A 12,112-nucleotide genomic window follows, 5' to 3' on the forward strand; every position below is an offset into this window, starting at 1 on the left:
GACCATAGAGCATTGGAACCACCTGATCCCATCCCGAACTCAGCAGTGAAACGATGCATCGCCGATGGTAGTGTGGGGTTTCCCCATGTGAGAGTAGGTCATCGTCAAGATTAAATTCCAAAACCCCTATCTGCGTACGCAGGTAGGGGTTTTGTTTTTGGCCGCAGGAAATCGAAGCTGCTGCCCCAACCGCTCCAGCGTGTGCGTCAGCGGTTCCAGCGACACACAGATAAACCCATCCGCGTCAGGCTGTTGGACCTGAGTCGGATAGACGGCAGTCGCGCCAGCTACCTAAACTGTCAGCAGATTTGGACATCGGGGGCAGCGGATGAATCGCAACGAACTTCGCAAGGCGGATATCAACCTGATGGTGGTATTCGAGACACTGATGCTCGAGCGTAATGTCACTCGGGTGGCGGAGAAGCTGTTTCTCGGCCAGCCGACCATCAGTTCGGCGCTCAACCGCTTGCGTGCGATGTTCAATGATCCGCTGTTCATACGCGTTGGCCATCGCATGGAACCGACAGCGCGGGCAGAGGAGATCATCAAGCACCTGTCGCCGGCGCTGGACTCCTTGTCCGTGGCCTTGAGCCTGACCCATGATTTCGATCCGGCCAGCAGCACGATGACGTTTCGCATCGGTTTGTCCGACGATGTCGAGTTTGGCCTGTTGCCGCCGTTGCTGCGAGCTTTGCGCCAGGAGGCGCCCAGCGTGGTGTTTGTGGTGCAGCATGTCGATTACTGGCGGATTCCCGACTTGCTGGCGTCTGGTGATATCACGGTGGGCATCAGCCAGACCCGTGGCTTGCCGGCCAATGCCAAGCGCAAGTTGCTGCGGCACATCCAGCCCAGCATTTTGCGCGCCGATGCCTGCGACACACCGCTGACCCTCGATGAATATTGCGCACGACCACACGTGCTGGTATCCCATACTGCCAACATCAGTGGCTATGCCGACGAGTGGCTGGCGGAAATCGGTCGCACGCGCCATGTGGTGCTCTCGGTACCGCAATACAGTGCGTTGCCAGCCCTGCTCGCCGGGACGGACCTGATTGCCAGTCTGCCGGACTACACCGCCGAGGCGATGGCGGCATCGGGAGTGTTGTTCAAAGAGCCCTTTCCGATCAAAACGCCGACCCTGGATCTGTCCATGGTCTGGCTCAGTCATGTCGACACCGACCCCGCCGAGCGTTGGTTACGCTCGCGTCTGGAGGCGTTCATGAGTGAGCGTGCCGTTTTGCCGCTGCCCGAATGAACGGGGCAGCGCTGTGTTATATGTACGACCTGTCCACCCCCTTCCAGGAGCCAACTCATGCCTCACCTGCACATGGAATACACCGCCAACCTGACTGATCTGAATGCCGATGTGGCATTGATGCGGTTGAACAATACGTTGGTGGGTTCCGGTCAATTTTCTGCCGAATTTGACATCAAGAGCCGCGCGGTCAAGGTCGAGACATTCAAGGTTGGCACGGCATTGGCTGAGCGGGCATTCGTGCATGTGAAGCTGGCGCTGTTGAGTGGTCGTTCCGCACAGATCAAGAAACAGCTCTCCGAAAGCCTGCTGGAGGTGGTTCAGGGCCTGTGTGAGTGGCCGAGTGGCGTTGAGGTGCAGTTGTGCGTGGAAATTCTCGATATCGATCGCGATTCCTACAGCAAGACCGCCATCAGCAACTGAGTATCAGGCCGTTGCCTGCTCGACGCAGGCCTGGATCACTTGCTCTCGCAGCCAGGTGTTGGCGCTGTCCCGGTCCGCGTCCTGGTTCCACTGCATATCGAGGGTGAAACCCGGCAAGCCTTCGGGCGCTTCACAGTGATTGAACGTATCTGCCCCGGCCAGCAGTCGCTGGATGCGCCGGGGCAGGGTCAGGGCATAGTCGGTGCTGGCAATCAGCTTCAGCGCTGCACTGTAGCTGTTGGCGCGAGCGACGATCTGGCGCTGTTGTCCCTGCTGCGCAAGCCAGCCGTCGACCATGTTGGTGGCGGACGTCCAGGGTGTTGGGAACACGTGTCGACGTTCGACATAGGTTTGCAGACTCAAGCGTGGTTCCGCCGGCGTGGCGCGTTTGTCGAAAACACACACCAGATCGTCTTCGAGCAGCGTTCGGGATTTGAAGTCGACGTGACTGCGATGAAAGTTCGGGCCGAAGCACATCACCAGGTCGAGGCTGCCTTCGCGCAACGCTTCGGCAGGGATATCGGCTTCGAGTTTGAACACATTAACCATCACTGGAAGCTCGGCGAGGTCGAAGCGTTTCAGCAGGCGCGGCAGGATCAACTGTTCGAAGTATTCCGGTGCGCAGATGTTGAAAGTCACGGGTTTCAGGCCGGGGTCGAACGTCGGTGGACCGGCGTGACACAGGTTGATGCTTTCCAGGATTTTCAGCACATGCGGGTACATTGCGTCGGCCTTGCGGGTGGGCTGCATGCCGCCGGTGCGGGTATTGATGAACAGTTCGTCGCCGAAACAGGTGCGCAGTTTTTTCAGGCAGTAACTCACCGTGGACTGGCTGACGCTAAGCGTCTCGGATACGCCGGTGACGCTGTTTTGCGCGTACACGGCGACGAACACCATGAGGTCCTGCATGTCGAGTTTTCTAAGCGAATTACTGTTCAGCATCCATTGCGTCTCGCTGCGTCCCTTGCGCTGACCGTGCGCAAAGGTGAGCGAATGATCCTAGCGGAATGAGCGAGCAGGGAGAATGCCTCACAGGACGTTTCGCCCAAGCCCGTGTCAGCCCTGGACCATCGCCGACAGGGCGCGGCGGCTGGACATCAACAGCGCGAACATGCCGATGCCCACCAGCACCGCGCCGGCCAATTCCAGCGGCAGAGGCATCTGGCGCCCCCAAAGCCAGTGAAACAAAGTGATGAACAGCGTGCTCAGGTAGATATAGGAAATCACCGAGGACGGCGCGATCACGCCGATGGCCCGATGCAGCAGCCAGAACGTCGCCAGGGTGGCGAACACCGCCAGGTACATCAGCCAATATAAATCGTTGAGCGTCAGCAATGATGCCGAGCGCCAACCGCCACTCAATCCACAGAACACCAACAGAAACAGCGCCCCGAACAGCATGTTCCAGAACGTCATGGGCACCGGTCCACGCCCCTTGAGGCTATTGGCTTTCAGGCGTTGGCTGAGGGGGGCGTAGAGCGCCATTGCCAGGCAACCGATGCTGTACACCGTCAATGCATAGGGCGATGGCAACTCGCCGAAGCCGGTGCCTTTCATGATCAGCAAAACCGCCCCGGCAGCGGCGAGCAGCATTGGCACAATCCGTTGTTTCAGGCGGCTATCGGGTGTCAGCACGGCTTCGAAAGCCAGGGTCATCAGCGGCACCAGCGTGAACATCGTCCCGGTGTTGACGGCCGAGGTGTAGCGCAATGCTTCGAACAGCGAACCGAAGTACAGCGCCAGCAGCAGGCCGAGTACCGCGTGACCGAGCAGCCCACGGGCGGTCATGACGGCATCGCCCTTAAGCAGCAACAGCGGCAGAAACACCAAGGCGCAAAACAGCAGGCGCAGTCCGGTCAGCAGGATCGGGTCGATGGCCTGGCTGACTTGCGCCGCCGCGGAAAACGACGCGGCGATCAACAAGGCCCAAAGCAGCATGCTGGCGTGAGCGGCGGCAAAACCGGTGGTTTTCATGGCAGGCTCCGGATCAATGGATATGGCGGGTGTAGTGCCTTGGGTTGAAGCGCAGAACCATCAGCATCATCAGCGCCATGACCACTGTCAGCGACCACCAGGCCCATTCAAAGCTGCCGAGCCGGTCGCGGATTATCCCCGCCAGTAGCGGCGACAGGCCGGCGATCAAGTAGCCAATGCCTTGCACGAAGGCGGTCAGGCCACCGGCGCGCGAGGGATTGTTCAGATGATCCAGCGATACGATCAGGCTCATCGGGAACAGGCCGCCAATGCCCAGCCCCAGCAGGCATGGCCACATCAGGCTCAAATGCTGTGGGCTCAGAATCAATCCGCAGAAACCGGCGATGATCAGTGCCAGCAGCACCATCAGTACTACACGACGGTCGCGGCTGCGATTGGCAATGACGGGCGTCAGCAGGCCCGACAGCACTTCCATGGCAGTCAGAAACCCGAGCAGCAATCCGGCGTGCTGCTCGCTCCAGCCCTTTTCCACGTAGTACGGCGCCAGCCAGGCCAGGACACAGGTGTAGGAAGCAGTACCCAGGCCAAAGAAGATCGCGAGTAACCACGCGCGGGAATTGGTGAAGAACGAACCATTACCGCAAGCCTTTGAATCCCGTGCCGGCATCTCCGCCCGTTGGGTACACCAGAACAACAATGCCAGCACGGCGAGAACCGCCCAGATCGCCAGGCCCATACGCCAGCTGCCGGTACGTTCCATCACCAGTGGCGCAAAGGAAGCGCCCATGGCAGCACCGCCCATGATCGACGTGACGTAGAGGCCCATGCAGAGGGCGACATGGTCGCTGAAGCGGGATTTGATCAGCGCTGGCATCAGAGCCTGGATCAGGGCTATCCCGATACCTGCCAGTACCGCGCTGAGAAGCAGCTGCGCGGCTGAATCAAGGAACAACCGCGAAAGCGTGGCCACACCGATGATCAGCAACGAGAACACCACCGTGCGCTGGTCGCCGAGTCGCTGACTGACGCGCAGGCCGACAAACATCGCCAGCCCCATGGCCATCACCGGCAACATGGTCAGCAGTGATGCCAGGCTGAAGCTCAACGAGACATCGTCGCGAATCGCCGAGAGCAGGGGCCCGACAGCGGCCATTGAAGGGCGCAGGTTCACGGCAACCAGGACAATGCTAAACATGAACCAGACGGCAGGGCGGGCAGTGACTCGGGTGTTTTCCATGAGCGGACCTTGAAGAATATGCAGGCGATTAAGGCGCGCGCGGCCCGAAGGCGCAAATCAGAAAGTCCGGGGTGGTATTTAGAAATCAAATACAAGTCGCTCCCACAGGGGACCCCCCTGAACAGTCAAATGTTTAGTCAGGCCTTATCCAAGGTTCTTCAAATCCCGATTTAACGACTCAACCCATCGTGTGACGCTGCAGGTCACCTGTTTTCTGCGGTTCTCTCTATGGACGGTTGGCCAGTCGCAATCCACTTCAAGGCATCCATCGACACGCGAGCGTCGAGCCTTGGTCGTCGATTCACGCCCGCCACCGCGCCAAACCTCTCTGCACTTCCATCTGAACTGGCCTTCTGGGCGCTATGGCATTGCCGCCATGCGCGCCCGCCGGACTCCTGCTTTTTCCGCTGATGGTTCCTGCCTGTTCCGGTTGATGCCGGGATCAAGTTCGGGTGCTTTTGCGTACCCGTCTGACACGGAAAAAGAGAATTCCCATGAGTTGTGCCACTACCTCGTTTGCCACCCGGCTTGAAGCCCAGACATTTCTGGAGCAGAACCCGGACATTGAAATGTTCGAACTGTTCATCCTCGACAACAACGCAGTACCGCGCGGCAAGCTGCTGCATCGCGACGAGTTGCTGGCGGTGTATGACAGCGGGCGGCCATTGCCAAGCACCATCCTCGGCCTGACCATCAATGGCGATGACGTGGAAAACTCCGGACTGGTCTGGGATGTCGGGGATATCGACTGCCGGGCCTATCCGATCAGCGGCAGCCTCACGCGTATGCCGTGGCGTCTGATCCCGACCGCAGCCGTGCAGGTCAGCATGCACCCGACGCAAGGAATGCCCGCCACCATTGCCGACCCCCGTCATTTGCTGGCCAAAGTCATCGAAGGTTTGCAGGCTGACGGTTATTACCCGGTCATGGCGGCGGAACTGGAGTTCTACCTGCTGGATCAGCAACGCGACAGCAATGGCCGGCCACAACCGGCACGGGATGTCGATGGCGGGCGTCCGCGCGGCACTCAGGTCTATGGTTTGCGCGAGCTTGAGCAGATCGAACCGTTTCTGGCCGACCTCTATAACGCCTGCAAACTCCAAGGGATTCCAGCGCGCACGGCCATTTCCGAATACGCGCCGGGGCAAGTGGAAATCACCCTTGAACACCGCACTGACGCATTACAGGCAATGGACGAAGCGGTACGTTACAAGCGTCTGGTCAAGGGGGTGGCGCACAAGCACGGCATGATCGCCTGCTTCATGGCCAAGCCTTTCGATGACCTGGCCGGCACCGGGATGCACATGCACGTGAGCCTGGCGGACAAGGACGGCAACAATCTTTTCGCCAGCGAAGCTCCGGATGGCACGCCACTGCTCAAGCAGGCTGTTGCAGGCATGCTCAGTACTTTGCTCGATTCGCTGTTGCTGTTCTGCCCCAACGCCAATTCCTACCGTCGATTCCAGGCCAACAGCTATGCGCCTCTGGCGGCCACCTGGGGCGTGGACAATCGCACCGTGAGTTTGCGCGTACCGGGCGGGCCGGCGTATTCCCGGCACATCGAGCATCGAATTTGTGGCGCCGATGCCAACCCCTATCTGGCGGCTGCGGCGATTCTGGCCGGTATTCATCGCGGTATCCGCGAACGACTCGACCCTGGTGCGCCGGTGGAGGGCAATGGCTATGCTCAGGCTGCGAAGCTGTTGCCGACAGACTGGCTGACCACATTGCGATCACTGGAAGGTTCCAGTTGGGCCAGGGAAGCGTTAGGCGGGGAATTCCTCGGTGTCTACCTGGCGGTGAAACGCGCCGAATATCGCCAATTCATGGGGGAGGTCGGTGAGCAGGACTGGCGCTGGTATTTGCACCAGGCTTGAGTCGATGCTGAACTGGAGCTGAAACCTTCTCAAATAGTCTGAAAGTCTCAGGGTGGTTTTATAAGCCAACTAATTGTTGGCTTCTTTTTCACAAAAAATTGATGGTTGGCTACCTAAAATTATAGCTGTCTCGGTCAATGAAATTTTCACATTTACCGAAGACACATATTTACAGGACCCACCGAACCTCATGCTGAAGATTAAAGCCGTGCGCCCCGAATGGGTGACACTGATTGCCAGTGCATTTTTGTTAGTTGGCTTCAATTTTGTACTCTGGCAACACCTGTTCGAAATCACCGCATCCGATGGCAAAGGCATCGTCATGCGCGTGGCCTTTGGGATGATGATTTTCGCGGCCTTCAACATTGTGCTGACCCTGCTGGCGTTCCGGCCGGTGCTCAAGCCGGTCCTGACCCTGCTGTTCATGATCAGCGCAGGCGTGGCGTATTTCATGAGCCAGTATGGTGTTCTGATCGACACCGGCATGTTGCGTAACTTCGCTGAAACCAATGCCACGGAAGTGCGCGACTTACTGTCGCTGAAGTTGTTTGTCTATATTGTGCTGCTCGGCGTTTTACCGACTTGGCTGTTGTGGAAGACGCCGATTGAATATCGTCGTTGGCACCGTGAGCTACTTAGTAAAGTCCTGGTGGCTTTTGCCTCGGCAGCGGTCATTGGTGGTATTGCACTGGTTAACTATCAAGGCCTGTCTTCGCTGTTTCGCAATCACCATGAGTTGCGCCTGATGGTGGTGCCAAGCAACTACATTGGTGCCTCGGCTGGTTTCTTGCGCGAGAAAGTAGCGACTGCACGGCAGCCCTTTGTCAAAGTCGGTGAAGATGCCCAGCGCAATCCGGCCTGGCAAACTCACGGACGCAAATCCCTGACGGTTCTTGTCGTGGGTGAAAGTGCCCGGGCGGAGAACTTTGGCATCCTTGGCTACAGCCGCGACACCACGCCGAAACTGAGTAAGGAAGATGGCCTGATCGCCTTCACCGATGTGCATTCCTGCGGGACTGAAACCGCCGTGTCGGTGCCTTGCATGTTCTCCAATATGGGGCGCAAGGACTACAACGCCAGCAAGGCAAAGAACGAAGAAGGCCTGCTGGATGTGCTCAAGCATGCAGGTATCGACGTGATCTGGCGTGACAACCAGTCAGGCTGCAAAGGTACGTGCGATCGCGTCACCGTTGAAGACGTCAGCAATCTGAAAGACCCGGCGCTGTGCGCCAACAGTGAATGCCGTGACGAAATCCTGTTGCAGGGACTGCAACATTTCATCGATACCCTGGACAAAGACACGGTATTGGTATTGCACCAGATGGGCAGCCACGGTCCGGAGTACTTCAAGCGTTATCCGAAAGAGTTCGAGCGCTTCACCCCGGTTTGCGAGAGTAATGCCCTGAACAATTGCAGTCGCGAAAGTATCGTCAATGGTTACGACAACACCCTGGTATATACCGACCATGTGCTGTCGACCTTGATCGATCTGCTGCGCGGCAACCAGGACAAAGTGGACACCGCGATGCTGTATCTGTCGGACCACGGCGAATCCCTGGGTGAATACAATTTGTTCCTCCATGGCACGCCTTACATGCTGGCACCCGAGCAGCAAAAGCATGTAGCCATGTTTGCGTGGTTCTCCGACAGCTATAAAAAGTCGTTTGCGCTAGATACCCGTTGCCTGCAGCAGAGTCGTGAAAAACCCCTGAGCCAGGACAACCTGTTCCATTCGATGCTTGGCCTGCTGGAGGTCAACAGCAAGGTCTACAACCAGGATCTGGACATGTTTGCCGGATGTCGTGGTCCAGTGGTCGACGGTGTGTTGGCCAAAGATTGAGTGCTCCGGTTTTGTTTCACGCGGCGGCCGCCGACTTGCGGCCTGTAGAACTTTCATCAAGAGCCATTGCACATGTCCGCTCAGCCTCCATCCGCCATCGAGCTTGAGATTGCCCGGCGCTACGACCAGGAGCACGCGCGCGTCTGCCTTCAGCCGCAAGCGCCGGGCCTGGCCGGGCGTCTGGCGCTCTGGCGTGAGGAGCGTCTGGTGCGCAATGCGCTCAAGACCGCCGGCGAGCCGGGCCTGATCCTTGATGTGGCCTGCGGTGTGGGGCGTTTCTGGTCGGTGCTGGCCGAGCATGCGAATCGGGTGATTCTCGCGACCGATCCGTCTCAAGACATCCTTGATCATGCCCGCACCCATCACCCTCAAAGTCTATTGAAGCGGGTCAAGACCTTTCAAAGCTCCGCGTTCTCGATTGGCTTGTCCGAGAACGCGGTTGACTGCATTTTTTGCATGCAACTGTTTCAGTACCTTACCAATCCGGAACATCGTCTGGCGATGCTTGGCGAGTTTTACCGGGTCAGTCGCGATTCGGTGATTGTCGCGGTGCGCCTCGACAGTCGTTTCAGGGGGGCGCGTTCAGGCGTGGAAGGATCGTTGCCGAGCAAAACCGAGGTGGAAAGCGAGTTCAGGCAGGCGGGATTCCGTTTGCTGAGCCATCAGGACTTTTTGCCGGGTTGTGCGCGGATGCGGATCTACGTGCTGGGTAAGACCAGCTAGCCCGACGTTGTAGGACTATTCTGTATGTCACGTAGTAATTTTCGCTAGCGCTCTTGTTCAGTGGATGCGCGGAAATCGCCGGGGGCGATATATACTGCGCGCCATTCTTCAAGGGAGAGCCGTGTGGCCATCGATATTCATTGGATTCGCGACAACGATAGCCTCGCACGATCGTGTGCCGAGTGGCAGCAGTTGCCATTCGTTGCCCTCGACACCGAATTCATGCGGGTCGACACCTTCTACCCGATCGCCGGCCTGCTGCAGATCGGTGATGGCGTTCGCGCCTATCTGATCGACCCGCTGACTATCGACAACTGGCAGCCATTGGCCGCGTTGCTGGAAAACCCGGCGGTGGTCAAGGTTGTCCACGCGTGCAGCGAAGACCTCGAAGTCCTGCTACGCCTGACCGGCAGCCTGCCGACTCCGCTGTTCGATACCCAACTGGCTGCCGCTTACCTGAACCTCGGCTTTTCCATGGGCTATTCGCGGCTGGTGCAGGAAGTGCTCGGCATCGACCTGCCCAAGGGTGAAACCCGATCCGACTGGCTGCAACGTCCGCTTTCCGAAACCCAGATCAGCTATGCCGCCGAAGATGCCGTGCATTTGGCTGAAGTCTTCGTAAAGCTGCGGCCAAAGCTGTCTGACGACAAATACGCCTGGGTCCTGGAAGACGGTGCCGAACTGGTGGCCAACCTGCGCCGCGAGATCGATCCGTACGAGGTCTATCGCGATGCCAAGCTGGCCTGGAAGCTGTCTCGCGCCCAACTCGCCGTTTTGCGTGAGCTCTGCGCCTGGCGCGAAAAGGAAGCCCGCGCCCGTGACCTGCCGCGCAACCGGATTATCCGCGAGCATTCGTTGTGGCCGCTGGCGCGCACGCAACCGGACAACCTCGGTGACTTGGCGAAAATCGAAGACATGCACCCGCGAACCGTGCGTCAGGACGGCCAGTTTCTGCTTGATCTGATCAAGCGCTCTGGCAGTGTGTCGCCTGATCAATGGCCGCCAGCCGTGCCGGAGCCATTGCCGGTGGACGCTGCGGTGCTGCTCAAACAGATGAAAGCCATCGGCCAGGCCGAAGCCGAGCGCCTGAACATTGCGCCGGAACTGATGCTGCGCAAGAAAACCCTGGAAGCGCTGCTCAAGAGCGGCTTTCCCAATGGTCCCTACCAATTGCCTGATTCACTGCGTGGCTGGCGCCGCGAATTGATGGGCCAGGCGCTGCTCGACAGCCTGGCCACCGCCGGAGAACAGCCTTGAAACGTATTTGCTCCATCTACCGCAGCTCGAAGAAAAACGAAATGTACCTGTACGTGCTCAAGAGCGATGCTCTGGAGCGCGTGCCGGATCCCCTGATGGCAGCCTTCGGCAAGGCTATCCACGCGTTCGACCTGGTGCTGAGCCCCGAGCGCAAACTGTCGCGCGAGGACATTGCGGTCGTGCTGGAAAACCTCGACAAACAGGGTTATCACCTGCAAATGCCGCCTGCCGAAGACGAATACATCGAGCACTTGCCGGAAGAATTGTTGCGTCGCAACGATCCGGTGTGAGCGGCAGACAGGCTCTGTTCAGAGTGGTAATGAAACACTGACTGATTTTTGCGATGGCAGCATCGACGGAGCACCGCTCTGTCGGCGGCCGTCTGCACCGTTTTTGAAAGGTTTGAAGCATGCGCGTCCTGATTGCTGAACACGACCACCCCGTGTACGCCCAACTGTTGCGCGAGGCGGCACCGGACCTGGAGGTGCTGACCAGCGGTGATTCCGCCGAACTGGCCAGCCAGGCCGCCGATTGCCCGGTGTGGCTCGGCCAGCCTGATTTATTGGCGACCCTGTTGCGCCAGGGCCATCAACCGCAATGGCTGCAATCGACCTGGGCCGGCATCACGCCGCTACTGGCCGATGGCTTGCCGCGGCACTATCGGCTGACCCGTGCCGTCGGCATCTTCGGCCAGGTCATGGCCGAGTACGTGCTCACGTATATGCTCGGTCACGAACGTGAAGTGCTGGCACGACTGGTCAGCCAGGTCGAACGCAAATGGGACAGCCGCCATGGCCAGAGCCTGGCGGGGCGCAAGGTGTTGATCGTCGGCACGGGCGATATCGGTCAAAGTGTCGCGCAGTTCCTTGTGCCGTTCGGTGTCGAGTTGTATGGCGTTGCCAGCAGTGCGCGGGAGCAGGCACCGTTTATCGAAGTCGGTTCACTGGCTGATTTGCCGCGGCTGGTCGGTGAAGTCGATTACGTGGTCAATCTGCTGCCGAACACGCCGGACACCCACGATATCTACGACGCGGCGCTGTTCAAGCAATTCAAGCCGACCGGGTTGTTCATCAACGCCGGGCGCGGTGTGGCGGTGGTCGATGCGGATCTGGTGGAAGCCTTGAAGGAAGGGCATCTGGCGGGCGCGGTGATCGACGTGTGCCGTCAGGAGCCATTGCCCCAGCGTCATCCGTTCTGGACAGCCTGGGGCCTGCTGCTGACCGGCCACAGCTCGGCGCCGACTTCGCCCTCGATGATGGTGAAGCTGTTTGTCGCAAACCTGCGGGCGTATCAGGCGGGAGAGGCATTGCGCGGGGAAGTGGATTTCGATCGCGGGTATTGATTCACCGCTGATTTTGCCTGGAGCACCAAACCTGTGGGAGCGAGCTTGCTCGCGATGGGGCCATTAGCTTCAACATCAATGTTGACTGACTAGCCGCCATCGCGAGCAAGCTCGCTCCCAGTGTGCCCGGCATGGGCCAAAACCAGTCACCTGAAAAGTGGTGACCAGAATGAGTGACGAGAACTGTAGTGAAACGCAAGGGGGAAGCCGCGAGGCCAACCTG

At 58.9% G+C, this 12,112-nt stretch carries 11 protein-coding genes and 1 rRNA gene; 9 read left to right on the top strand and 3 right to left on the bottom strand.

Features of this window, described 5'->3' with window-relative positions:
* From rrf to KGA81_RS29770, 3 genes are all read left to right on the top strand, one after another.
* Positions 1 to 110, top strand: a 5S ribosomal RNA gene (rrf, locus tag KGA81_RS29760); the annotation flags it as partial.
* A gap of 218 nt (positions 111 to 328) precedes the next feature.
* Positions 329 to 1,255 carry a LysR substrate-binding domain-containing protein gene (locus KGA81_RS29765; protein WP_223551242.1) on the top strand — a complete coding sequence of 309 codons (927 nt, stop codon included), beginning with the start codon at positions 329 to 331 and terminating at the stop codon, positions 1,253 to 1,255.
* A gap of 57 nt (positions 1,256 to 1,312) precedes the next feature.
* Positions 1,313 to 1,678 (top strand): 5-carboxymethyl-2-hydroxymuconate Delta-isomerase, encoded by a 366-nt coding sequence (locus KGA81_RS29770; protein WP_223551244.1) that lies wholly within the window; start codon positions 1,313 to 1,315, stop codon positions 1,676 to 1,678.
* Positions 1,679 to 1,681: 3 nt separating this feature from the next.
* Here KGA81_RS29770 and KGA81_RS29775 read toward each other — a convergent pair whose 3' ends face one another.
* The 3 genes from KGA81_RS29775 to KGA81_RS29785 form a co-directional block, all read right to left on the bottom strand.
* Positions 1,682 to 2,620 carry a LysR family transcriptional regulator gene (locus KGA81_RS29775; RefSeq protein WP_223551246.1) on the bottom strand — a complete coding sequence of 313 codons (939 nt, stop codon included), beginning with the start codon at positions 2,618 to 2,620 and terminating at the stop codon, positions 1,682 to 1,684.
* A 114-nt stretch (positions 2,621 to 2,734) separates the two neighbouring features.
* Complete coding sequence (locus KGA81_RS29780) at positions 2,735 to 3,652, bottom strand: DMT family transporter (protein ID WP_223551248.1); 918 nt, start codon at positions 3,650 to 3,652, stop codon at positions 2,735 to 2,737.
* Between the two features lie 13 nt (positions 3,653 to 3,665).
* Complete coding sequence (locus tag KGA81_RS29785) at positions 3,666 to 4,850, bottom strand: cyanate transporter (RefSeq protein WP_223551250.1); 1,185 nt, start codon at positions 4,848 to 4,850, stop codon at positions 3,666 to 3,668.
* 494 nt (positions 4,851 to 5,344) lie between these two features.
* Between KGA81_RS29785 and KGA81_RS29790 the strand changes: the two genes are divergently transcribed.
* The 6 genes from KGA81_RS29790 to KGA81_RS29815 all read left to right on the top strand — a co-directional run bounded on the left by KGA81_RS29790 (position 5,345) and on the right by KGA81_RS29815 (position 11,889).
* Entirely contained in the window at positions 5,345 to 6,727 is a 1,383-nt protein-coding gene (locus KGA81_RS29790) for a glutamine synthetase family protein (RefSeq protein WP_223551252.1), read from the top strand.
* 190 nt (positions 6,728 to 6,917) lie between these two features.
* Positions 6,918 to 8,567, top strand: coding sequence for a phosphoethanolamine transferase (locus tag KGA81_RS29795; RefSeq protein WP_223551254.1), 1,650 nt, complete (start codon positions 6,918 to 6,920; stop codon positions 8,565 to 8,567).
* A gap of 72 nt (positions 8,568 to 8,639) precedes the next feature.
* Positions 8,640 to 9,290 carry a class I SAM-dependent methyltransferase gene (locus KGA81_RS29800; protein ID WP_223551256.1) on the top strand — a complete coding sequence of 217 codons (651 nt, stop codon included), beginning with the start codon at positions 8,640 to 8,642 and terminating at the stop codon, positions 9,288 to 9,290.
* A 123-nt stretch (positions 9,291 to 9,413) separates the two neighbouring features.
* The gene (gene rnd / locus KGA81_RS29805; protein WP_223551258.1) at positions 9,414 to 10,547 is read left to right on the top strand and encodes a ribonuclease D; all 1,134 of its coding nucleotides are present in this window, start codon (positions 9,414 to 9,416) and stop codon (positions 10,545 to 10,547) included.
* Entirely contained in the window at positions 10,544 to 10,837 is a 294-nt protein-coding gene (locus KGA81_RS29810; RefSeq protein ID WP_223551260.1) for a YcgL domain-containing protein, read from the top strand. Before rnd ends, KGA81_RS29810 begins: the two co-directional genes overlap by 4 nt.
* A 119-nt stretch (positions 10,838 to 10,956) precedes the next feature.
* Positions 10,957 to 11,889: a D-2-hydroxyacid dehydrogenase gene (locus KGA81_RS29815; RefSeq protein ID WP_223551262.1), complete on the top strand. Its 933-nt coding sequence runs from the start codon at positions 10,957 to 10,959 to the stop codon at positions 11,887 to 11,889.
* The last annotated feature ends 223 nt before the right edge of the window (positions 11,890 to 12,112 follow it).

Origin of the sequence: Pseudomonas sp. A-B-19 (assembly GCF_019947515.1) — a bacterium.
Classification (GTDB): Bacteria; Pseudomonadota; Gammaproteobacteria; order Pseudomonadales; family Pseudomonadaceae; genus Aquipseudomonas.